At 64.9% G+C, this 21,723-nt stretch carries 19 protein-coding genes; 4 read left to right on the forward strand and 15 right to left on the reverse strand.

Translation table 11 applies throughout. The annotated features are described in order from the left end of the window. Positions 1–147 precede the first annotated feature (147 nt). Positions 148–1,188: a LacI family DNA-binding transcriptional regulator gene (locus tag GGD67_RS04800; protein WP_179731172.1), complete on the forward strand. Its 1,041-nt coding sequence runs from the start codon at positions 148–150 to the stop codon at positions 1,186–1,188. A gap of 9 nt (positions 1,189–1,197) precedes the next feature. After that, a complete protein-coding gene (locus GGD67_RS04805) occupies positions 1,198–1,932 on the forward strand; it encodes an SDR family NAD(P)-dependent oxidoreductase (protein ID WP_179731174.1) in 735 nt (244 codons plus the stop codon). Positions 1,933–1,971: 39 nt separating this feature from the next. Here GGD67_RS04805 and GGD67_RS04810 read toward each other — a convergent pair whose 3' ends face one another. From GGD67_RS04810 to GGD67_RS04850, 9 genes are all read right to left on the reverse strand, one after another. Next, positions 1,972–3,303 (reverse strand): MFS transporter, encoded by a 1,332-nt coding sequence (locus GGD67_RS04810; protein ID WP_179731176.1) that lies wholly within the window; start codon positions 3,301–3,303, stop codon positions 1,972–1,974. Between the two features lie 76 nt (positions 3,304–3,379). Beyond that, on the reverse strand, positions 3,380–4,186 hold the full coding sequence (locus GGD67_RS04815) for an enoyl-CoA hydratase/isomerase family protein (protein WP_179731178.1): 807 nt from the start codon (positions 4,184–4,186) through the stop codon (positions 3,380–3,382). Positions 4,187–4,215: 29 nt separating this feature from the next. Beyond that, positions 4,216–5,760, reverse strand: a complete 1,545-nt coding sequence (locus GGD67_RS04820) for an AMP-binding protein (RefSeq protein WP_179731180.1) — start codon at positions 5,758–5,760, stop codon at positions 4,216–4,218. After that, entirely contained in the window at positions 5,753–6,271 is a 519-nt protein-coding gene (locus tag GGD67_RS04825; protein ID WP_179731181.1) for a (2Fe-2S)-binding protein, read from the reverse strand. The genes GGD67_RS04820 and GGD67_RS04825 overlap by 8 nt, the downstream gene beginning before the upstream one ends. Then, positions 6,268–7,083 carry a xanthine dehydrogenase family protein subunit M gene (locus tag GGD67_RS04830; RefSeq protein WP_179731183.1) on the reverse strand — a complete coding sequence of 272 codons (816 nt, stop codon included), beginning with the start codon at positions 7,081–7,083 and terminating at the stop codon, positions 6,268–6,270. The genes GGD67_RS04825 and GGD67_RS04830 overlap by 4 nt, the downstream gene beginning before the upstream one ends. Continuing rightward, the gene (locus tag GGD67_RS04835) at positions 7,080–10,088 is read right to left on the reverse strand and encodes a molybdopterin cofactor-binding domain-containing protein (RefSeq protein ID WP_179731185.1); all 3,009 of its coding nucleotides are present in this window, start codon (positions 10,086–10,088) and stop codon (positions 7,080–7,082) included. The genes GGD67_RS04830 and GGD67_RS04835 overlap by 4 nt, the downstream gene beginning before the upstream one ends. Before the next feature lie 143 nt (positions 10,089–10,231). Continuing rightward, positions 10,232–11,071: a helix-turn-helix transcriptional regulator gene (locus GGD67_RS04840; RefSeq protein ID WP_018316067.1), complete on the reverse strand. Its 840-nt coding sequence runs from the start codon at positions 11,069–11,071 to the stop codon at positions 10,232–10,234. 125 nt (positions 11,072–11,196) lie between these two features. Beyond that, positions 11,197–12,630, reverse strand: a complete 1,434-nt coding sequence (locus tag GGD67_RS04845) for a UbiD family decarboxylase (RefSeq protein ID WP_179731187.1) — start codon at positions 12,628–12,630, stop codon at positions 11,197–11,199. Between the two features lie 28 nt (positions 12,631–12,658). After that, positions 12,659–13,279: a UbiX family flavin prenyltransferase gene (locus GGD67_RS04850; RefSeq protein ID WP_179731189.1), complete on the reverse strand. Its 621-nt coding sequence runs from the start codon at positions 13,277–13,279 to the stop codon at positions 12,659–12,661. Positions 13,280–13,452: 173 nt separating this feature from the next. Here GGD67_RS04850 and GGD67_RS04855 point away from each other — a divergent pair, with 173 nt between their 5' ends. Both GGD67_RS04855 and GGD67_RS04860 read left to right on the forward strand, forming a co-directional pair. Continuing rightward, on the forward strand, positions 13,453–14,421 hold the full coding sequence (locus tag GGD67_RS04855; protein WP_179731473.1) for a LysR family transcriptional regulator: 969 nt from the start codon (positions 13,453–13,455) through the stop codon (positions 14,419–14,421). A gap of 211 nt (positions 14,422–14,632) precedes the next feature. After that, positions 14,633–15,673, forward strand: coding sequence for a tripartite tricarboxylate transporter substrate binding protein (locus tag GGD67_RS04860; protein ID WP_179731191.1), 1,041 nt, complete (start codon positions 14,633–14,635; stop codon positions 15,671–15,673). Positions 15,674–15,802: 129 nt separating this feature from the next. Here GGD67_RS04860 and GGD67_RS04865 read toward each other — a convergent pair whose 3' ends face one another. Genes GGD67_RS04865 through GGD67_RS04890 form a run of 6 tightly spaced genes read right to left on the reverse strand, consistent with a single transcriptional unit; the run spans position 15,803 to position 21,668 of the window. Continuing rightward, positions 15,803–16,852: a LacI family DNA-binding transcriptional regulator gene (locus GGD67_RS04865; RefSeq protein WP_179731193.1), complete on the reverse strand. Its 1,050-nt coding sequence runs from the start codon at positions 16,850–16,852 to the stop codon at positions 15,803–15,805. After that, positions 16,849–17,493: a ThuA domain-containing protein gene (locus GGD67_RS04870; RefSeq protein ID WP_028143575.1), complete on the reverse strand. Its 645-nt coding sequence runs from the start codon at positions 17,491–17,493 to the stop codon at positions 16,849–16,851. Before GGD67_RS04870 ends, GGD67_RS04865 begins: the two co-directional genes overlap by 4 nt. Positions 17,494–17,503: 10 nt before the next feature. Next, entirely contained in the window at positions 17,504–18,601 is a 1,098-nt protein-coding gene (locus tag GGD67_RS04875; RefSeq protein ID WP_179731195.1) for a Gfo/Idh/MocA family protein, read from the reverse strand. 22 nt (positions 18,602–18,623) lie between these two features. Further along, positions 18,624–19,472 (reverse strand): carbohydrate ABC transporter permease, encoded by an 849-nt coding sequence (locus tag GGD67_RS04880; RefSeq protein WP_179731197.1) that lies wholly within the window; start codon positions 19,470–19,472, stop codon positions 18,624–18,626. Continuing rightward, positions 19,465–20,406 carry a carbohydrate ABC transporter permease gene (locus GGD67_RS04885; protein ID WP_092261879.1) on the reverse strand — a complete coding sequence of 314 codons (942 nt, stop codon included), beginning with the start codon at positions 20,404–20,406 and terminating at the stop codon, positions 19,465–19,467. Before GGD67_RS04885 ends, GGD67_RS04880 begins: the two co-directional genes overlap by 8 nt. 2 nt (positions 20,407–20,408) lie before the next feature. Then, positions 20,409–21,668, reverse strand: a complete 1,260-nt coding sequence (locus GGD67_RS04890; protein ID WP_179731199.1) for an extracellular solute-binding protein — start codon at positions 21,666–21,668, stop codon at positions 20,409–20,411. Positions 21,669–21,723: the final 55 nt, after the last annotated feature.

Consider the following 21,723-nt stretch of genomic DNA (forward strand, 5'->3'; position numbering starts at 1 on the left):
GCATTATGCTGTCGGCACTTTCTGAAAACGGTTACATCCTAAGCGCCAACGCACCTCTGTCAAGCGATAGACAATCGATCTTTTGTGCGGCATTATCGCAACTATTCTGCTTACCTCGCTCGTGGGACGATATTGTAACGTTACATTATGAACGCACCGTCCGCCAAATTGACGAAGCAAGGCATCCGCGCCGTCGCGGCACGAGCCGGCGTGTCGACGGCATCGGTCTCGCGTGCGCTCAACAATCCCGATGCGGTGAGCCCGTCCCTGCGCGCGCGCATCGCGCAGGCAATCGAAGCCGTCGGTTACATCCCGCATGCGCCGGCCCGCATTCTGTCATCGCGGCGATCGCGTACGCTTGGCGCGATCGTGCCGACGATCGACAACACGATGTTCGCGCGCGGCATCGCCTCGCTGCAAAAATACCTCTCCTCGGTGGGTTACATGCTGTTTCTCACCACGAGCGGATACGATCTCGACGTCGAGCTGCAACAGGCCCGCAACCTGATCGGCCGCGGCGTCGATGGCCTCGTGCTGCGGGGCGACTGCCATCACGAGGGGTTGCGCAAGCTACTCGCGGACAATGCAGTGCCTTTCATCAATGTCGGGATCTATCAGCCCGACCGGCCCTACCCTTGCGTCGGCACGAACAACGAGGCCGCCGCCCATCGGGCGGCCGGGCATGTCATCGAGCTCGGCCACCGCCGGATCGGAATCGTTTCCGCGCTTCAGCGCAACAACGACCGCGCCGGCGCCCGCGTCGCCGGCTTTTGCCGCGCGCTCGCGGAGAACGGCCTGGAGCTGCCTCCGGAATGGCATGTCGAGGTGCCCTATACCCTGGACGACGCGCGCGAGGCGGCCCGCCATCTCCTCAACCTCAAGAATCGCCCGACGGCCGTGGTCTGCGGCAACGACGTCATTGCCTATGGCGTCCTGTTGGAAGCGGAGCGCAGCGGCTTTTCGGTGCCGCGTGATCTGTCGGTCGTCGGCTTCGACGACCTCGACTGGAGCCGCCATTTGCGACCGAGCCTGACGACGATCCACGTCCCAACCGACGAGACCTGGCAGCGGGCCGGAGAATATCTGGTGCGCAGCCTCGCCGGCGAGCAGACCATCATGCATCGCGAGATCGACTTCTCGCTGGTGGTCCGGGAATCGACAGCTCCGCCTCCCGCAATCCCGAAATGAGATCTTCCGATGAGTGCCAGCTTTTCTCTCACCCCCGGCTTTCATGCCGTCGTGATCGGTGGCGCCGGCGACATCGGCGCCGCGATCAGCAACCAGTTCTGCGACCTCGGGGCGACGGTGACCGCCACAGGCGTCAATGACGCCGATCTCGCACGCTCCCTGCTCAAGCCGCGCGCCGGACTTGCGCTCACGACGCTCGATGTCACGAGCGATGAAGCCGTCGCGTCACTCGCCGGGCAGCACCAACGCGTCGATGCGCTGATCAATTGCGCCGGCATCCTGGCGCGGGACAAGGAATACGAAATCGAGACCTTCATGAAAGTGCTCGACGTCAATCTCACGGGCACGTTCCGGACCTGCATGGCGTTCCGCTCGCAGCTGGCGAAGATGAAAGGATCGATCGTCAACATCGCCTCGATGAATGCAACTCTGGCTCTGCCGCGGATTCCTGCCTATTGCGCCAGCAAGGGCGGCGTCGTGATGTTGACCAAGGCGCTGGCCCTGGCGTGGGCCGAAGACGGCATCCGCGTCAACGCCGTTGCGCCCGGCTATGTCGAAACCGCGATCAATGCCGCCGGCCGCACCGACCGCGCCCATTATCAGCGCATCGCCGACCGCACCGCGTTCAAGCGCTGGGGCCAGCCCGAGGACATCGCCGGTGCCGTCGCCTTCCTCTGCATGCCGGCCTCGCAATACGCGACCGGAACGGTGGTCGCGGTGGATGGCGGGTTTCTTGCGGGGTAGTGGCTGGCGCGGCCGCAGGTGCAGCCGCGCCGATCCAGCTCAGCGGAAGTTGCCCTTGGTTTCGGGGATCACGACCGCGCCGATCAAATAGATCACGAACACGCCGACTGCGAAGTAGGCCAGCGACATCGGAATCTCCGCGGGGCTGCCGCTTACCAGCGAAACGAACGTCGGCATCATACCGCCCAGCGCAAAGCCGATATTCCAGGACAGGCCGGTGCCGCTGGCGCGGAGCGCCGTGGGGAACCGCTCGTTCAGGAAGATCAGCACCGGCGCATAGCCGGCATTGCCGATGAAGGCGATGGCAAGCGCAAGAAGCGTGATCTGCGTGGTGTCCTTGGTCGTGGCGAGGTTCAGATAGCACAGCGGCAACAGCACCGCCGCCAGGACCCCGATCAGCAGGAACGTCTTCTTGCGGCCGATGAGATCGCTCAGCGCGCCGACCAGCACCGCGGCGAAGAACGCCGAGACGCTGGCGCCCATCAGGATCAGCGAGGAGGTCTGGTTCGGAACCGCGTTGATGACCTTCAGGAAGCTCGGCAGGTACCCCGAGGTCAGATAATAACCGGCGCCGCCGCCGAAGGTAATGAGCAGGTTGATCAGCAGGACGCCGCGATACTCGCGGGACAATACGTCCTTGACTGGCGCCTTCGAGACCTTCGCCTGCTTGTTGCCCTGCTGGCGCTTGAGCTCCTTGAAGTAGGGAGATTCTTCAAGATTACGGAAGATGAACCAGCCGAGCAGCGAGCTCAGCAGCCCCGAGAAGAACATGAAGCGCCAGCCCCAGACGGCAAAGGCATCTCCGGGAAATACCGAGGATGTGATCAGGAAGATGAAGGACGCCAGCAGCGCGCCAATGCCGGCGCCGCCGCCGCCGACCAGGCCCGACATCGCGCCGCGCCAATGCGGCGGCACCGATTCCGTACCGATCGTGTGGGTCGAGGCTACGACACCACCGACGAACACGCCCTGCACCAGGCGCAGGATCAGGAACACGATGGGAGCGATCACGCCGACCTGCGCAATGGTCGGCAGCAAGCCGAACGCAGCCGTGCTGATGCCGACGCCGATGATGGCGATCAGCATCGCCTGCTTGCGGCCGTGCACGTCGGCGTAGTGCCCGAACACCGCCGAACCGAGCGGTCGCATCAGCAGCGTAACGGCGAACGAACCGTAGACCGCGGCGAGCGACAGCGCCGCATTGCTCGACGGGAAGAACAGCGCGCCAACCACCGGCGCCACATAGAGCAGAATGAACAAATCGAACAGGTCGAGTGCCCATCCGAGCACTGACGCGATGATCGCATTGACCATCTGCTTGTTATCGTTCGATGCCCGTGCACCGGCGACCGGCATATCCATCTCAGCCATTTTGATTTACCCTCCCCGTTTGAATAAGACCGCGGTCCGCGCCATTGCGAACCGCGGCAGCTTGTTGCGTCGCGTATCAGCGACCGGCGAATTTCGGCGGACGCTTGGCGTTGAAGGCCTCGACGCCTTCCCTGAAATCTTCCGACTGGCGCAGACGGCTGTAGCAATGGCCTTCGAGCTCGATGGCGATCGCGAGCGTCGTATCCTCGGTGTCGTTAAGGAGTTTCTTGGCGGTGCGCTGCGCCAGCGGAGAGAAGCTGCGGAGCTCGTCGACGAGCTTGTCGGTCGCCCTCTCCAGTTCGGAATCGGGCACGCATTCGGTGGCGATGCCCCACTCCAGCGCCTGCTTCGCCGAGATGCGCTTGGAGCGCATCACGATGTCCTTGGTGCGGGTGATGCCGACCATCTTCTGCAGCCGCGCCGACCCGCCGGAGCCCGGGATCTGGCCGAGCTTCTGCTCGGGCAGCGCGTACTGCGTGGTCTCCGAGGCGATACGGAAATCGCAGGCCAGCGACAGCTCGAAGCCAACGCCGAAACAATAGCCGCGATTGGCGACGATGACAGGCTTCGCGCAACGCGCCGGCGCGGCGATGTTCCAGGCGAGCTTGGAGACGTGCTCGGGGCTCGCTTCCATGAAGCCTCCGATATTGCCGCCGCTCGAGAAATGCTCGCCCTCTCCGCGCAGCACGATGATGCGCACGCGCGGATCCTCGTCGAGAGTCTCGAAGGTCAGCCGGAGCTGGTCACGCTGCGGCATCGCCACGACGTTGTAGGGCGGACGTCCCAGGATGATGTCCGCGCGCTCATGCGCCTCATCGATCTCGACCTTGAACCCATCGAGCTTGGCGAGCCGAGGATCGGCAAAAGTATAGGGTGACGGCATTTTCGCTTCCTTCTGTTGATGCGTGACGATCAAGCGGCGTCCGATGGCGGCCGGCGCTCGGTCTCGTATTCTCCGGCGACGAGCAGGCGCCGCAGCAGCTTGCCGACCGGCGATTTCGGAATCGCGTCGACGAAGACGTAGCGGCGCGGCCGCTTGAAATTGGCGAGGCCCGAGGTGCGGCAGAACTTCTCCAGCTCGATCTCGGAAACGTTGCGATTGCGCTTGACGAAGGCGGCGATGACCTTGCCCCATTTTTCGTCGGCGACGCCAACCACCGCGACCTCGTCGACGGCCGGGTGCAGCGACAGGCAGCTCTCGATCTCGACCGGCGAGACGTTCTCGCCGCCGGTGATGATCATGTCGTCGACGCGGCCCGTGACGAACAGGTCGCCGTCCGGATCGATAAAGCCGGTGTCGCCGGTGAAATACCAGCCCTCGCGCAGCGACTTGGCGTCGGCCTCGGGGCGGCGCCAGTAGCCCTCAAAGGCTTCGTCGCCCGCGAGCGTGGCGATGATCTCACCCTCCTCGCCCACCGCGGCAAGCTCCGTCACCGAACGCGCGCCGATGCGCACGACCTTGACGTGCTGGTTCAGCCCTGCCTTGCCCGCCGAGCCGGGTTTTGCCGTAGCGTTCTGATCGATCGTGAAGGTGTAGATCTCGGAGCTGCCGTAATGATTGACGAACAGCTCCGGCCTGAAGGCCTCGTTCAGCTTCTTCAGCAGGCCATCCGTCATCGAGGCGCCGGCAAAGCCGAGCTTGCGCACGCTGGAGACATTGGTCCGGGCAAAGCCCTCGTGATGGACGAGATCGTGATAGAGCGTCGGCACCAGATAGAGATTGGTGATCCCTTCCCGCTCGATCAGCTCCAGCGCCTGGCGGCTGTCATAGCGCGGCAGGCAGATGAAGCTGCCGCCGATCAGCGACATTGCGAGCAACGAGCGCACGCCCATGGTGTGGTAGAGCGGCATCACGCCGAGCGTGCGCTCGCCGCGGCCGTAGAGATTTTGCGCGACATGGGCGATCGCCGCGGCACGCTCGGCGCGATGACGCCGCGGCACGCCCTTCGGCCGCGAGGTCGTGCCCGACGTGTAGAGCATGATGGACCAGGCATCAGAGTCGACGCACGGCTCGGCGTCGAGCGCGCTGCCCCTGATCAGATCAGCAAAGCCGACCGCCTCGCCTGTGCCCGGATCGACCGACACGCGTAGCAGCCGGCCAGCGAGCGCCGAACCCCGCACCGCCTCGGCAGAAACATCCTGGTAGAAAACCGCGCGGGCTTCGGCGTTCTCGATGCAGAAGTCCAGCTCGTCGGCCTTGGCGCGCCAGTTGATCGGGGTGATTACGAGTCCTGCGAACTGGCAGGCCCAATGCAGCGTCGCGGCCTCCCAGCGGTTTTGCAGCAGCGTGACGACGTGGTCGCCGGGTTTGAGGCCCAGGCGGCCCAAGGATGCGACCAAAGCAGAGATCTTGTCGTACCATTGCCGGTAGGTCAGGCGGAGATCGCCGTCGACCAGAGCGATGGCGCGCGGATCGCGCGCGGCGCTGGCCATGAAGCTGCTGGCGAGATCAAGCATCTGACGTCTCTTTTTTCGATGAAGCGAGCTGGGCGGCGGCTTCGAGGGCCGCCTGGACGATCGGCGTGTAGCCGGTGCAGCGGCACAGATGCCCGCTGAGGAGATCGCGAATCTCCGCCTCGGTCGGCGCCGGGTTCCTGGCGAGATAATGATCGAGCGACATCAGGATGCCGGCGGCGCAGAAGCCGCACTGGAGCGCGTGGTGACGGCGGAAGGCCTGTTGCAGTACGCCGAGACGATCGGCCGCGGGTGCAAGCCCTTCAACCGTCCTGATCTCGCAGCCATCGACCTGCGCCGCCAGCGTGAGGCAGGAACGGGTCAGCATGCCGTCGACGACGACCGTGCAGGCTCCGCAGACGCCGTGCTCGCAGCCGACATGGGTGCCGGTGGCGCCCAACTGGTGCCGCAGGAAGTCGGACAGCAGCGTCCGAGGTTCGGCTTCCCCCGCGACGGGCTCGCCATTCAGCGAGACGTGGATGGGATGGCGGGCGTCGGATTTGAAACGGGTCATCGCAGAACCTCGCCGATCAGATCGCGGCCGATCATGCGCACGAGGTCGCGGCGATAGCGCGCGGTGGCATGGACGTCGTCGCGGGCACCGAGCTCGTAGGCAAAGGCGTTGAGGGCATCGTCGAGCGCGCTGCCCTCTAGTCGCGGCCAATCCCGCGCGGTCGGGACGTCCGCAACGCCACCGACCGCGAGGCGGACGCCGGATGGCGTCTTCATCGCGGCGCAGGCCACGATGGCAAAATCGCCGTGCCGGCGCGCGACCTCGCGGAACGCGAAGCGAGATCCATTGATGACCGGGAGCGAGATGCCCTCGATCAGCTCGTCGTCGCTGCGCGCCGTCAGCATCATGCCGGCGAAGAAATCCCTGGCCGCGACGCGGCGACGACGCCTGGCACTGCGCAAAAGCACCTCGCCGCCGAGCGCAACCAGCGCGAGCGGCATCTCGGCGCTGGGATCGGCATGCGCGAGCGAGCCGCAGATGGTGCCGCGGCTGCGGGTCTGCATGTGACCGACGCAGGGCAGCGCCAGCGCCACCAGCGGCAATGCCTCGGCCAGATCCGGCCAGGCCAGCAGATCGGCCTGGCGCACGCCGGCACCGATGACGACGGCATCAGTTTTCCGCTCGATCTTGCGGAGCTCCGGGATCCGCATGATGTCGATCAGAAGCTTCGGCTTGGCCAGGCGCATGTTGAGCATCGCCATCAGCGACTGTCCGCCGGCGAGCACACGGGCATCGCCGCCTTGTTGCGCCAGCCCGTCGAGGACTTCGCCGACGGTCTCGGCGCGGAGATAGTCAAATGCGGGCGGCTTCATCGGCGCCCCCCGAACAGGCCGGCGACCTTCGCCAGCAGAGCCAACAGCGAGAAGCCGCCCGACGCACCACCACCGCCGGCCCTGCGGGCGAGCGCTGCGAAGAACTGGCCGATGATCACCCGCGTCGCGCCGTCGAGCAGCCGGCCGCCGATGCTTGCGATCTTGCCGCCGATCGCGGCGTCATAGCTGTAGGTCAGCTTCGTCCGACCGCTGCCGTCGGGCGCGAGCGTGACGCGCCCCTCAGCGCTGCCGAAGCCGAGCGCGCCGGTGGCGCCGCCGCGCAAGGTGACCGCGCGCGGCGGATCCAGATCGAACAGCTCCACGTCGGCGCGGTAGCGCCCGGTGACAGGGCCGATGCCGAGCGTGACATCCGCGCGGAAATGCGTATCGGTGATCTTGTCGACGCGCTGGCAGCCGGGAATGATCGATTGGAGCGTGGCGGGATCCAGCAGCATGGCCCAAACCTGCCCGGGCGTCTCTCTCACCGAGGCCTGCCCTTCGCCGCGAAGCCGCCGATCTGCTTCGCGCGCAGGCGCCGCGGCCACGCCATCCGCGGGAGGCGGCGGCTCGGCGCCGCGCACCAGCTCGGCAAGCCGCGCGGGCACCAGCGGCAACGTGATGTCGGCAACGCCGAGCGCGTCCGCGACCGCGTTGGCGAGGCAGACCGGCGTCGACATGCAATTGCCTTCGCCGACGCCTTTCGCGCCGAGTGGCGTGAACGGCGATGGCGTCTCCATGTGGAAGATCTCGGGCTCCGGCACCTCGGTGGTGGTCGGCAGCAGATAGTCCGCGAGCGTTCCCGTGAGGAAACTGCCGTCCTCGGCGTAGGCATATTCCTCGTAGAGCGCGGCACCGAGCGCCTGGGTGAAGCCGCCACGGATCTGGCCATTGACCATGCCGGGATGGAGGATGGTGCCGCAATCGTGCATGGTGACGTAGCGGTCGATCCGCGTCTGCAGAGTGGTGCGGTCGATCTCGACGCCGCAGAAGTCGAAGATGAAGCCATGGCACAGCGAGGAGTTGATGCGGTCGTCCTCGCCGGGCGGCGTCAGCTCCGGCGGCGTCCAGAACACGGTCTCACGGATGGTCTGGCCGGCATCGTCAGGCAGCGAGCCCGGCGACCAATGACTGAGCGCTGCGACACGCGAGAACGCGATCCGGTTCTCCGGATTGTGTTTTGAGGCCACGAAACCTTTCGCGAACTCGATGTCCGCGGCCTCGACGTTGAGCTGGCTGGCAGCAATACGGGCGAGACGGCCGGCGACGCGCTCGGCCGCGATCTTGGCGGTGCCCGCCACCGCCGCAGCAAAACGGCTGGCATAGTTGCCCGACGCGATCGACCAGGCGTCCTTGGCAGTGTCGATCTCGGTGTTGACCCGGATGTCTTTCGGCTCAAGGCCGAAGACGTCGGCGACCACCTGCGACAGCACGGTGCGATGGCCCTGCCCCTGCGGCACGGAGGCGACGTGAACAGTGACGCTGCCGACCGGATCGAGGCCGACAGTGGCGGTCGCCTGCGCCCCGTTCTTCGGCCCGGCCTTGCGGCGCTCGGCCGCGGTCAGCACCGTTGTGATGTAACCCATATTGGAGACGCTGGGCTCCACCACCGCCGTGAAACCGATCCCGTAGAGACGCCCCTCTGCCCGCGCCGCGTCGCGCCGCGCCTTCAGTTCCGCAAGCCTGCCCTGCTCGACCGCGCGCGCGATCGCGTCCTGGTAGTTGCCGGAATCGAGCAACGCGCCGGTTGCGGTACGATAGGGAAAGGCACCTGCCTCGATCAGATTGCGCTTGATGACATCGAGCGGATCGAGACCGAGCCCGATCGCGATGCGCTGCACCAGGCGTTCCAGCGCGAAATAGACCTGCGGCCCGCCAAAGCCGCGGTTGAGGCCGGTCGGTGTCTTGTTGGTGACCACGACGCGGTTGCGAATCCTGACGTGGTTGATGTCATAGGCCCCCGTCATGTTGCCGTGCATGCGGTAGAGCGTGGCGGGCTCGGGCGCGCGCAGATGCGCGCCGCAATCCTCGACCTGGTCCCAGTCGAGCGCGAGAATCTTGCCGTCGGCCGCAACCGCCGCGGCCAATGTCGTCGCGCGGTTGGTCGCTGACACCGACGCGGTGAGATGCTCGAGCCGATCCTCGATCCACTTCACCGGCCGGCCCGTGACGCGCGCAGCAGCCGCGATCAGAACGATGTACGGAAACACGCCCTGCTTGACGCCAAAGCTGCCGCCGGAATCCGGCGGCGTGCGCAGCCGCAGCCGATTGCCCGGCACCTTCAGTGCACGCGCAATCACGGTGTGAATGCTGAACGGCCCCTGAAAATTCGCGAGAACCTCAAAGGCATCCTCGCCGGCATCATGCGAGGCGACGACGCCATAAGTCTCGATCGGCGTGCAGGAGTTACGGGGATAGCGGATGTCGATGGAGAAGCGATGCGGCGCATCCGCAAACGCTTTTTCAGGATCGCCGTAGTGGAACGCGCGGTCGCTGGCGAGATTGCCGGGAAAACCGTCGTGCAGGACCGGTGCACCCGGTGCTATCGCCCCGAGCGGGTCGACTGTGGCCGCTCGCGGGCGATACGCGACATTGATGAGTTCGGCTGCATCTTCAGCACGGGCACGATCAGTCGCCACGATCACGGCGACCGGTTCGCCGACATAGCGCACACGCTCGACCGCGATCGGCCAGCACTCGACCGGCGCCTTCACGCCGACGACGAGACTTGTGGTGACCGCCTTGATCTGCTCGCCGGTCAGGACCGCGGCAACGCCCGGCAGCCGCCTGGCCGCTTCAACGTCGATCGAAACAATATCGGCGTGGGCGTGCGGCGAGCGCAGGATCGTCGCATGCAGCGTGCCGGGCTGGACGCCGAGATCGTCGATGAAGCGGCCGCGACCGCTGAGCAGCGTGGCATCCTCGACACGCTCGATTGAACGCCCGACCCACGGCTTGTCGCCACCCTGATCAACCGAATTTGCGGATTGAACCGCGGCCTGCACCATGTCCCGGCATACCTCCCGACGCGTTCTCTGACGCGACGGCGACGTTTGTCAGGACAGGAGGCGCGAGGGCCATACCGCCCGCTCTCACGACTTACCAAATCGTCTCATTCGAGAGCGTGCAGCGCAATATCAACCCGCAAGGATCAGCCCGCGAGTCGCGAGACGTTGCGAAACTCGCGCGGGCTGACACCGGCATGATCGCGGAAGAAGCGCGTGAAATGCGCAGGCTCCGGAAAACCAAAGCGCTCGCTGAGCTCGCCGAGCGGCGTGTCCTCGCGCATCACCGCGTCGAGCGCCCGCTCCATACGGACGACGTTGAGGTAAAGCTTTGGCGAAACGCCGAGCGAGGTCTCGAACAGGCGGAAGAACTGCGCGCGCGACAGGCCCGCGCCCTTCACGAACTGATCGACGTTGGCGTAGGAATCGTTCACGCGCATCGCGTCCATCGCGCGGCGGATCCGCCAGTCGCAGCTCACGGCGCTCATGCCGCGGATCGAGGTCGGAAAGCTGCGCCAGGGCGTGAAGCGCTCGATCACCGTGATCATGAGGTCCGAAAGGGTCTGCTCGTGGGTTCGCACCGCATCGGGATTCGCCATCATTTCGGCCGCAAGATGCAGCGTGAGTTGCCGAATGCGCGGCGAGACTTCGCCCGAGGGCCGCTCGAAAAAGCCCGGCGCGCCGCTCGCGGCCCATCCGGGCCGGAACTCCTTCAGCCATTCCGGCTCGATATAAAGCGCCATGATGAGCGTACGCGGGCGATTGACGTCATGCACATAGGCATGCGGCTTCCAGCCGTCGACCAGAACGGCGGCCGTGTCCGTGAGCGGCGTGACCTGGTCGCCGACCAGAAACTGGGTGTCGGCGCCCTCGACCTTGAGCAGGACGTGGCAGTGATGATGAGCGTGGCGGACCAGCGAACGGTCCATGTCGAGCAGAGCGACCCTGCCGAAAGCGCCATGAGCGATGCGCAGGGCCGTCGACATCAGTTTCTTCCTCCCGGCGTTGCGCCGCAAAATGGTTGCCTTGCTGGTGCGGCACTATAGGCCGCCCCAGCTACATATTCCAACGGCGCAAACGGACGCAAGCCGCTTCCGCGGCGGTAACCCGCTCACATCCGCGCCTCCGCAAGAAGGCGCGCGACCGCAGCGCCCGGATCGGCCTGCAGCGCCTTGGCCAGGTCGACGTCCTCCTCGCCCTTGACGCGGATGCGCTTGAAGGCGAGCTCGGACGCCCTGACCGGCGCGGTCGCGTCGAGGCCCATCTTGGCGCCGATACCGTCATCCGTGGTCGGATCAAGTTTCGAGCCGAGCGCGCCGGCGACGACCATGAGATCGCGGTCGGCCTGGAAGCGCGTCGCCACCGCCCATTCGATCTCCTCGGAGGAAGAGATATCGACATCCTTGTCGACCACAACCACCTGCTTGATGTCGTAATGCGCGCCGAAGGCGCACATCATGACGTTCTTCGGCTCGCCGTCATTGGTCTTGTCCATCTTGATCGCGAGATGGTAGCGGCAGGTGCCGCCGCGCGTGAGGCGAACATCCAGCACGGACGGGAAGCTGCGGCGCAGATGCTGGAGCAGCGTCGCTTCGCGCGGCACGCCGCCGAGGATCAGGTGCTCGAAGCCGCCGCCGACGATGGTATGGAAGATCGGCGCTGCGCGATGCGTGATCGCATCGACTTCGATCACCTCGCGATTGGCGCGCGGGCCGTAATATTGCGGGAATTCCCCGAACGGACCCTCCGGCTCGCGTACGCCTTGCAGAATCCGTCCTTCAATCACGATCTCCGCATGGGCGGGAACGCGAACCGAATTGGTGCGACATTTGACGACGTCCACGGGCGAGCCGAGCAGCGCGCCCGCAATCGCCATCTCGTCCTCGTCAAGCGCAGCAATCGCCTGCGAAGCCAGCAGCAGCGCCGGATGCGCGCCGATGACGATAGCGATCTCCAGCGCTTGGCCCAGCTCCTCCGCGAGACGATAGTAAGAGAAAGTGTGCCGCGGCAGTAGCAGAACGCCGATACGATTCCTGCTGCTGACCTGACAACGATGAATCGAAACGTTCTGAACGCCGGTCCTCGGATTGCGGGCGATCAGCAGGCCGGCCGTGATATAGGGACCGCTATCGCGTTCATTGTGCTTCGGCACTGGAAGCTGTCGGAGCAGATCAACGTCGTCGTGAACGACCTCTTGCACTGGACCGTCGGGAACTTCGCGGGTCGGCAGCGGATTGCTTGCGGCAGCAAGGAATCGTGGCAGCAACTGGTCCTCGGTGACGCCGATGGAATCGGCGACCCAATCACGGCCGGCAAACAGGTTGGCGATGACGGGAATTTCGTGCCCGTCGGGGCGCGGGAACAGCACCGCGCTGTCGCGCTCCAGCCGCTTCGCGATAGCGGCGAGCTCATCGGTCAGCGCAATGCCCTCGCGGGCAATCGCGAGCTTGCCGCGCTCGGCGAGGTAAGCGAGCCAGGCACGCAGATCGGCCGGTGCGTTCGAGCTCTTCGCCGAATTTTGCCTCGCCGAATTTTGCATTCGCATATGACCTATCTCTCCTCGGGCGTTCGGGTCAGGGCGCGATCTTGCGCAGCGACGGCGAGCGGCGCTTGAGCGCTTCGTCCTCGCCCCAGCGGCGCACCACGCCCATATCGATATCGAAGAGGTCGAGCACCCGGCCGACGGTGTGCTCGACCATGTCGTCGAGATTCTCGGGTTTTGCGTAGAAGGCGGGCACAGGTGGCGCGATGATCGCGCCCATCTCTGATAGGGCCGTCATCGTCCTGAGATGCCCGGAGTGCAGCGGGGTCTCGCGCACCATCAGCACCAGGCGCCGGCGCTCCTTGAGCACAACATCGGCGGCGCGGGTCAAAAGCGTCGTGGTGACGCCCGAGGCGATCTCGGACATCGAGCGCATCGAGCACGGCGCCACGATCATGCCGGCGGTACGGAACGAGCCGCTCGAGATTGCCGAAGCCATGTCGTCGATCGCATGGCTGACATTGGCGAGCGCCCTCACCTCCGCGATCTTCAGGTCGGTCTCGTAGGCAAAGGTCTGCTCGGCCGTCCTCGACATCACCAGGTGAGTCTCGACGCCGGCATTGCGCAGGAGTTGCAGCAGGCGCACGCCATAGGTGACGCCCGAGGCGCCGGAGATGCCGATGATCATGCGCTTGGGCGCTGCGTGCTGCATATGTCTGATTTCGCTCCCGTAGGCACGTACCCTCGAGGTCACGTGGCCGGCCGCAAAACTAGGCAATCTCTGCCATCACAACAAATAATGATTGATTATATCATTCATCATCAGAGATGATGGATCGCGAGCGAGTTGGCGAACGAAGGACTAGCGTCGTGGAACTCAGGCAGATGCAATATTTCCTGTGCCTGGCCGATGAAAAGAACGTCACGCGGGCCGCGCGCCGGCTCAACATCGTGCAGCCGGCGCTCAGCATGCAAATCGCCAAGCTCGAGGCCGAGCTTGGCCAAAAGCTGTTCGACCGCAGCGTCCAGGGCATGACGCTGACCAGCGCCGGCGAGGCGCTGGTGCGGCTGACGGCGCCTATCGTGCGCGATGCCGAGTATGCGCGCCAGGAGATGGCCCAGATCGGCGGGCGGATTTCGGGCCGCGTCTCGGTCGGCCTCATCACCTCGGTCGCGCAGAGCACCATGGCAAGCTCGTCGGCGACGGTCGCGCGCCGCTATCCCGAGATCATCCTCTCCGCGTGCGAAGGCTACACCGAAACGCTGGTCGACTGGGTCAACAGCGGCCAGCTCGATTTCGCGCTGATCAACGTGCCGCGCCGAAGGACGCCGCTCGCGGCGCATCACATCATGGACGAGGAAATGGTGTTCGCCTGCCGCAAGGACGGCCCGATCAAGCCGCCCGCAAAACTGCGCTTCGACCACATCGCGAATTTCGATCTGGTGCTACCATCGAAGCGCCACGGACTGCGGCTGATCCTCGATGAGCACGCCGCAGCCCTCGGCATCGACCTGCGGCCGCGCCTGGAGCTCGACACGCTGCCCGCCCTCTGCGACGTGATCGCGACCACCGACTTCGCGACCGTGCTGCCTACCATCGCGCTCCGGCAATCACTGGCAAGCGGAACCATTCGAGCCCATCGTTTCGACGCGCAACGGATCGTTCGCTCGATCGCCTGGGTGCATCACCCGCGGCGAGCGGTCTCGGTTGCCGCCAAGGCCGTGCTGGACGTCATCAGCCACGATCTGGCGCAGGCCGCAGCGGTGGCAAAGGAGTTGGCTGAACCTGGCTCCGGCGGCGCAGCCTCGTCATCCCGCAAGCGGCGTCGCAAGGCTGGGAAGATTATTTCCTGAATTCCGAACGCTCATTCGGACAAGATGTCGCGCCCGTTGCAAAATGAGACGGGTTGGTAAGTTTCGAGACGAGCCGGCATGACGGTCACGTCAAGCCGCTAACTACGGTCCAGACGCAGAAAATCGCGGCCTGGCGCTCCTCCCGGACATTCTTGTCACGGACGCTCCCAAGGCTTGCAGAACAAGACACGGTCGGGAGATTCAGTCCGAGATGGCAAGGTTCGGTCACAGCAAGATCACGGACGGCACAGCGCCGCGCGTTGAAGGATTTCACCCTGACCGCAGGTCTTTGCTCTCGCTCGGCCTGGGCGCAGCTCTCTCCGCCACCGGGCTGCGTCCTGCGCAAGCGCAAGACTACCCCGCGCGTCCGATCCAGGTGCTCGTGCCCTTCGCAGGCGGCAGCGCCAGCGACGTCATCACGCGCATCCTGCTTAACCGCATGTCGGCGTCATTGAGACAGGCCTTCGTGGTCGACAATCGCCCTGGAGCCGGCGGGAATATCGGTACCGCGGCCGCTGCACATGCCGCCCCGGACGGCTACACGCTGCTGATGAGCACCTCCGGCCCACTAGCCGCGAACCGATCATTGTACAAGGAGCTGCCCTACGATCCGCTGAAGGATCTTGCCCCGATCGGGCTGTTTGCCACGCTGCCGAATGTCATTGTGATCAATTCGAGGCTGCCGCCAAAATCGCTGCGCGAGCTGATCGAGTACACCAAGGCGCGCCCGCGGGAGCTGAACTACGGGACGGTCGGAGTCGGCTCGTCGCAGCACCTCGCGGCCGCCTATTTCGAGCAGCTCACGGGCACCGAGATAACCCACGTTCCTTACCGCAACATCGCCGCTTACACGCCGGACTTCATCGCGGGCCAAGTCCCACTGGGCTTCCAGCTCTTGCCGAACGTCATCGGTCTGATCAGGAGCGGCGACGCGCGCCCGCTCGCGGTTGCCAGCGACAAACGCATGACGGCGCTGCCGGACGTGCCGACCGCGGCCGAGGCTGGCCTGAAGGATTACGAGAGCGCGGCGTGGCTTGCCCTGCTCGCGCCCGCGGGCACGGGCACCGCCGTTATCGACAAGCTCTATGCCGCCATGATCGAAGCCATGAACGATCCGAAGGTGCGCACCCTCCTGGTGGAGCAGGGCGCCGAGCCCCTGGTGATGGACCCCCGAGGTCTTAAGGATTTCATGACCGCGGAAACCAAGAAATGGGCCGGGATCATCAAGAAGATCGGCATCGAGCCGATGTGACTTACAGCTTTTGGGTAGTCGTCAGCCTCTTCCGCGTGATCCGCTATCCGCGCTCTGCTCGCCCAAAGCTCGCTCGCTGACCGGCCCGCGCCAGGCTCAACGCTGCGGCGCTCGCGGTATGAGCTCGCGTTACGGCAGATTGTCCCGCAGAAAAATGTCGATGCGGATGCGCTCCTGATCGGCGCTGATTGGCTCGCCCGAACAGTGCGCGAGCAGAATGCGTGCCGCGGAGCGCGCCTCGTGCCCGGGATCCTGATTGATCACGGCATCGAGGGTGCCGCGAACCAGGAAACGCCGTGTGTATTGGGTCAGCTCATGGGTAATCCAGACCACTTCGCGAGCGCGGCCCGAAGCCTCGAGCGCATCGGCGATGCCGCGGTTTCCGGCACCGCAGCAGTATATGCCGCGAAGATCTGCATGGCGCGCCAGCAGCGCGGCCGTGAGCTCCCGTGTGCGATCGCTATCGTCGCGGCCCTCGATGACCGGCAGCGCGGGCAGGTTCGGATACTCGCTGGACAGGATCTGGTGGAAACCGAACTGCCGTTCGGTGTGATCGCGCAGCGACAGCGACCCCGCGATCACCGCGACCGTCCCCTCGCGCCCGGCGAGGAAGCGCCCCATCAGCGTCGCGGCAGTGCGGCCTGCGGCGGGATTGTCGATGCCGACATAGTGCAGGCGGCGCGAACTTGGCGCGTCCGACACGAGGGTCACCACGGCGACCCCGCGTCCGACGAGCTCGTCGATCGCGGCCCGAACCCTGGGATGATCGAGCGCGATGACGGCAACGCCCTGGTAGGCCGGCGACAGGGTCTCCAGCGCGCCGGCAAGCACATCCGCATCGAACACATCGACATGGAGAATGTCGATGAAGCCGCGCTGGCCGGCTAGCCAGTCCGCGGTGCGCAGGACCTGCTCGCTCAGATTGGTCATGAAGCTGTTGCTGCCGGTCGGCAGCACGAAGGCGAAGCGGAATGTTTGCCCACGGGCGAGCCGCGCGGCCGCGACGTCGGCGCGATAGCCGAGTTTTGCCACCGCGGCCTCGACACGCGCGACGGTCTTGGCGCGCACGCCCTCGCGCCGGTTGACGACTCGATCGACGGTCGCAAGCGAAACGCCGGCCGCACGCGCGACGTCCTCGAGCGTGGCACGAATCACCGGCTGCGTCGCCCCACCCGTCATTCGCGCGCCGCCCACAGCATGCCGCGGGTCATCAGTGTCCGGATCTCCGGCACGTCGAGCTCGTAGGCACGGTGGCCGAGCGAAGAATAGAACACCCTGCCCGCGCCGTAGCGCTTCTTCCAGACCACGGGCATCACCACACCCTCGATCCACGGCGCGTGCTCGCCGGTGAAGGTCGTCGTCGCCAGCACCTCGTTGGCGGGGTCGACATGCATGTAATACTGCTCGGAACGATGTTCGAAACTGTTCAGGCCCTTCATGATGGGGTCATCCGGCTTCGTCAAGTCGACCTTGTAGTCGATGATGTTGCCGGGATGGGCAACCCACTGCCCGCCGCACATGAACTGGTAGTCGACGGAATCGCGGAACGCATCGCACATGCCGCCATGATGGCCGGCGAGCCCGACGCCGCTCCGCACCGCAGCGCAGAGATTGAGCGCTTCCGCCTTCTCGATCTTCGACATCGTGTAGATCGGGATGATCAGCGACATGTCATGGATCGCGGGATCGGCGAATGCCGCCGTCGTCGTCTCGATCCGCACCTCGAAGCCTTCCGCCCTCAGCCAGCCGCGAATCATCGAGGCGCAGAGATCCGGATCGTGTCCCGGCCAGCCGCCCCATACAATCATTGCCTTGCGCATGGTCATTTCCTCAGTCGATCTGTCCCGTTTCACGTCCCGCCGGCAGCATCGCCGGCCGCTCGACGCTGCTCTCGATCTTGACGCGGCGCCCTTCATCGGCGGAGGTCTGGAACGCCTCCATCACCTCCAGCACGTGGAACGCAAGCGCGCCGCTGGCGCGGTGCGGTCGGTTGTTCAGGATCGCGGACGCCATGTCGGCGACCCCGATGGAGCGGAACTCGCCTTCGACATGGCCGTGCGTCAATGGCATTGCTTCCCACTCGCCACCGGTCCTGGCGAGGTGCACCTCGCCGCCGAAGCGGTTCGGGTCCGGCACCTGCAGGCTGCCCTTGTCGCCATAGATCTCGATCGGCGCGTGCCGGTGCTTCGGTACATCAAAGCTCATCGCGATCGAGATGACTGCTCCGCTCTCGAATTCAAGCGTGCCCGCGACATGGGTCGAAACCTCGACCGGGATCAGCGTGCCGTTCATCGGCTGGCTGGTGACCAGGCGCTCCGATTTCGGCCGCGCGGTTGAGCCCATCACGCTCGCGACCGGGCCGAGCAATTGCACGAGATCGGTGATGTAGTACGGCCCCATGTCGAGCATCGGCCCGCCGCCGCGCAAGTAATAGAAGCCCGGCGCCGGGTGCCAGCGCTCATGGCCGGGGCAGCCGAAGAAGGCACTGCCCGCCACCGGCGTGCCGATCGCACCGTCGTCGATCAGCTTGCGGGCGGTCTGGTGCCCGCCGCCAAGGAACGTGTCGGGCGCGCAGCCGACGCGCAGGTTCTTCTGTGCGGCGAGATCGATCACCTTGCGGGCTTCGGCGGCGTTGATGCCGAGCGGCTTCTCGGAATGGACATGCTTTCCGGCATTCAGCACCGCGAGACTGACATCAGTGTGTGCCAGCGGCACCGTGAGATTGATGACGACCTCGACGTCATCGCGTTTGAGTAATTGATCGACCCGCATCGCCGGCAGCCCGAAAACGGCACCCTGCCGCTCCGCGACTTCACTGCGCATATCGGCGAGCGCCCTGACCTCCATGACCGGGAAGCGTTGCGCCGCCTTGAGGTAGGCGGTGCTGATGACACCGCAGCCGATGATTCCAATTCCGACTTTTCTCATTGTGATCTCCGTAAGGGTCCATTCATCCCTTGACCGCACCCGCAGTGAGGCCGGCAACGATGTGCTTCTGCGCCAGAAGGAAGAGAATGATCGTCGGCAGGATGGTCAACGTGATGAAGGCCAGGATCAGGTGCCATTCGGACGAATACTCGCCCTGATAGACCATGATGCCGAGCGGCCACGGATAGAGCGCATCCGTGTTGAGCATCACCAGCGGCAACAGGTAGGCGTTCCAGCTGTTGACGAAGGTGATGGTCCCGACGGTCGCCAGGATCGGCCGCGACAGCGGCAACGTCACATAGCGGAAGAACTTGATGTAGCTGCAGCCGTCGACCAGCGCAGCCTCGAGCAGTTCGTAGGGAATGTCCTTGAAGAACCGCCGTAGCAGCAGCACGCTCATCGCGAGGCTGAAGGCCACCTGCGGCAAGGCAACGCCGAAATAGGTATCGAGCAGCCCGAGATCGCGCACCTTGATGAACAGCGGAAGCACCGCGGTCGCCGCCGGAAACAGCAGGCCGAGCGTGAGATAGCTCAGCAGCATCGAGCTGCCGTAGAACTTGACATGGGCAAAGGTGAACGCCGCCATCGATGCGGTGATCAGGGTCAACACCACCGCGAGCGACGATATGATCAGCGAGTTGCGCAGGAGCTGCCAGTAGCGCGCGGAGAACAGGATGTCGGAGTAATTCTGCCATTCCCATTGACGCGGCAAACCGAACGGGTTGACGCGCAATTCGCCGAGCGATTTGAAGCCGCCGAGCAACGTCGCGAGCAGCGGCACCAGCACGAAGATGGCCACGATGGCGAGGAACACGGCCTTGAACAGCACGGCAGGATCGACCGGGTTGCGGGAAATCTTCGCACTATTCATCGCGCATGAACCAACGCTTGTAGGTAAAGGCAAAGGTCACGCAGATCGCGAACAGGATGACGCCGATGGCGCTGCCATAGCCGACCCGCATGCGCGAGATGCCGTTGTTGTAGAGGAAGCTCACCATCGTGTTCGAGGAGTCCGCAGGCCCCCCGCGTGTCAGCGGCATGACGAGGTCGAACAGCTGCAGCGAGCCGACAATGGCGAAAAACACCGAGAGGCGGATCGTCGGATAGAGCAAGGGAATGACGACATGGCGCAGGGCTTGCCAGCGCGTCGCACCGTCGATGCGTGCCGCCTCGATCAGGCTCTTGTCGAGACTCTGGAGCGCCGCGATGAACAGCATCATGTGGAAGCCAAAATACTTCCACACGATCACGATCAGCACGGCCAGCATCGACGTGTCGGTCGAGGCCAGCAAATGCGGCGGCTCGGCGCCGAAGCTGCGCCAGATCGAGGCGACTAGGCCGTAGTCGCCGTCATAGACGAAGCTGAAGATCAGCCCGGTCGCGATCTCGGCCAGGATATAGGGCATGAAGAACAGCATGCGTAGCGCAACCGACCCGCGAAAGCGTTCGGCGAGCATCAAGGCGAGCGTCAGCGCGAGCGGCAGCTGGATCGCGAGCGAGACCGCAATAATCAGCCCATTGTTGCGCAGCGCGAGCCAGAAGGCGCGCGTCTCCAGCACGAAGCGGTAATTGTCGAAGCCGATCCAGTTGGTCGGCCTGCCGAACCCGTTCCAATTGAAGGCCGAGTACCAGGCGGCCTCGCCGATCGGCAGCACCACGAACAGCGTGAACAGCAGCAGCGCCGGCGGCAGGAACAGGATCAGGACCGTGAAGCGGCCGTCCCAGGCCGGGCCGCGGACCGCGAGCGAAGAGAACGGTGTCCCCGCAACGCCAATCGCGGGCGAATTCGCGATACGCCGCGCCACCGTCAGTTGCCCTGCTTCCACGCCGCCTCGATCGCCTTCGCCGCATTCTGCGGGCTCATGCTGCCACCGGCGATCTCCGCGGTGACGTCGTTGACGACGCGGCCGACCGACGGACCAAGGCTCTGGTCATAGAAGTTCTGGTGGTAGTTCGACTTCGCCAGATTGGCCGCGATCAGCTTCATGAAGGCATTGTTGAGACCAGCGTCCGCGCCCTGCACCACCGGGATGATGAAGTTACCCGCCGCAAGCCGCGTCTGCACATCCTTCGAGACGAAGTATTTCAGGAAATCGACCGCCTCCTTCGGCGAACCTTTCGTGACCAGCCAGCCGGTAATGCCGCCGAGCGTGTCGGTCGGCGCGCCCTTGCCGCCGGCCACCACCGGGAAGTCGAACCAGCAGATCTTGTCTTCGCTCAATCCGACCTTGTCGGCGGCGAGGGCGCGCTGCAAATGATAGACCGTGCTGATCGCGAGCGTCATCGCCGCCTTGCCGTCGCCGAAATAGCCGACGGCCTGCGGGTTCTTGAAGCCAAGGAAGCCATTCTGGAACGGCTGGAGATCGACGAGCTGCTTGAACAGCTCGCCGGATTTCTGGAAGGTCTCGCCGGCGAAGCCGCTGTCCTCGCCGCGCAATGCCGCGTCGAATGCCGGCTTGCCGCCGATGCGCACCGCAAGATGGGTCCAGTAGAAGTGCAATGGCCATTTGTCGGCGCCGCCCACCACGATCGGCGTCACACCGGCGGCCTTCAACGTCTTCACCGCCGCAAGCAGATCGTCCCAGCTCTTGATCCCGGCAGGATCGACTTTCGCCTTGGCCATCAGCTCGTTGTTGCAGAGGAAGCCGACCTGCGACAGCGCGGTCGGCAGACCATAAACGCGGCCGTTAGCGGTGAACGCGGCGAGCGCGGCCGGCGTGAGACTGTCGCTGTAACCCTTCACCTGTTCGGTGATGTCGTCGAGAACACCTGCCTCGATCTGGGTCTTCAGGACGCCGCCGGCCCAGCTGTAGATGATGTTCGGGCGATCCTTGGATTGCAGGATGGTCGGCAGCTTGGCCTTGTAGGCTTCGTTCTCGAGAAACTGCATCTCGACCTTGACGCCAGGATGGGAGGCCTCATAGGCGCGCGCGACCTCCTCCCAGATTTTCACCTGGGCCGGATTTGCCTCGATGTGCAGCCACTTTACGATCGTATCGGCTGCGGCGGCGTCGGCCAAAAGCAGGCATGCGGCAGCGGCGAGTCCCAGCTTCCGGAGCAGTCTCATCACATCTCCTCCCGACCGATCTTATTCTTTGCCGCGATCCTGCTCCCGATTTTTG

Source organism: Bradyrhizobium sp. IAR9 (assembly GCF_013408065.1).
In the GTDB taxonomy this organism is placed as follows: Bacteria; Pseudomonadota; Alphaproteobacteria; order Rhizobiales; family Xanthobacteraceae; genus Bradyrhizobium.

Bases quoted from the DNA above. Each gene is read 5' to 3' on its own strand.
- GGD67_RS04835 (WP_179731185.1), bottom strand. From the start codon at position 10,088: ATGGTGCAGGCCGCGGTTCAATCCGCAAATTCGGTTGATCAGGGTGGC.
- GGD67_RS04875 (WP_179731195.1), bottom strand. From the start codon at position 18,601: ATGAGAAAAGTCGGAATTGGAATCATCGGCTGCGGTGTCATCAGCACC.
- GGD67_RS04845 (WP_179731187.1), bottom strand. From the start codon at position 12,630: ATGCGAATGCAAAATTCGGCGAGGCAAAATTCGGCGAAGAGCTCGAAC.
- GGD67_RS04810 (WP_179731176.1), bottom strand. From the start codon at position 3,303: ATGGCTGAGATGGATATGCCGGTCGCCGGTGCACGGGCATCGAACGAT.
- GGD67_RS04840 (WP_018316067.1), bottom strand. From the start codon at position 11,071: ATGTCGACGGCCCTGCGCATCGCTCATGGCGCTTTCGGCAGGGTCGCT.
- GGD67_RS04880 (WP_179731197.1), bottom strand. From the start codon at position 19,472: ATGAATAGTGCGAAGATTTCCCGCAACCCGGTCGATCCTGCCGTGCTG.
- GGD67_RS04855 (WP_179731473.1), top strand. From the start codon at position 13,453: ATGCAATATTTCCTGTGCCTGGCCGATGAAAAGAACGTCACGCGGGCC.
- GGD67_RS04805 (WP_179731174.1), top strand. From the start codon at position 1,198: ATGAGTGCCAGCTTTTCTCTCACCCCCGGCTTTCATGCCGTCGTGATC.
- GGD67_RS04850 (WP_179731189.1), bottom strand. From the start codon at position 13,279: ATGCAGCACGCAGCGCCCAAGCGCATGATCATCGGCATCTCCGGCGCC.
- GGD67_RS04830 (WP_179731183.1), bottom strand. From the start codon at position 7,083: ATGAAGCCGCCCGCATTTGACTATCTCCGCGCCGAGACCGTCGGCGAA.
- GGD67_RS04860 (WP_179731191.1), top strand. From the start codon at position 14,633: ATGGCAAGGTTCGGTCACAGCAAGATCACGGACGGCACAGCGCCGCGC.
- GGD67_RS04865 (WP_179731193.1), bottom strand. From the start codon at position 16,852: ATGACGGGTGGGGCGACGCAGCCGGTGATTCGTGCCACGCTCGAGGAC.
- GGD67_RS04870 (WP_028143575.1), bottom strand. From the start codon at position 17,493: ATGCGCAAGGCAATGATTGTATGGGGCGGCTGGCCGGGACACGATCCG.
- GGD67_RS04815 (WP_179731178.1), bottom strand. From the start codon at position 4,186: ATGCCGTCACCCTATACTTTTGCCGATCCTCGGCTCGCCAAGCTCGAT.
- GGD67_RS04825 (WP_179731181.1), bottom strand. From the start codon at position 6,271: ATGACCCGTTTCAAATCCGACGCCCGCCATCCCATCCACGTCTCGCTG.
- GGD67_RS04890 (WP_179731199.1), bottom strand. From the start codon at position 21,668: ATGAGACTGCTCCGGAAGCTGGGACTCGCCGCTGCCGCATGCCTGCTT.
- GGD67_RS04800 (WP_179731172.1), top strand. From the start codon at position 148: ATGAACGCACCGTCCGCCAAATTGACGAAGCAAGGCATCCGCGCCGTC.
- GGD67_RS04820 (WP_179731180.1), bottom strand. From the start codon at position 5,760: ATGCTTGATCTCGCCAGCAGCTTCATGGCCAGCGCCGCGCGCGATCCG.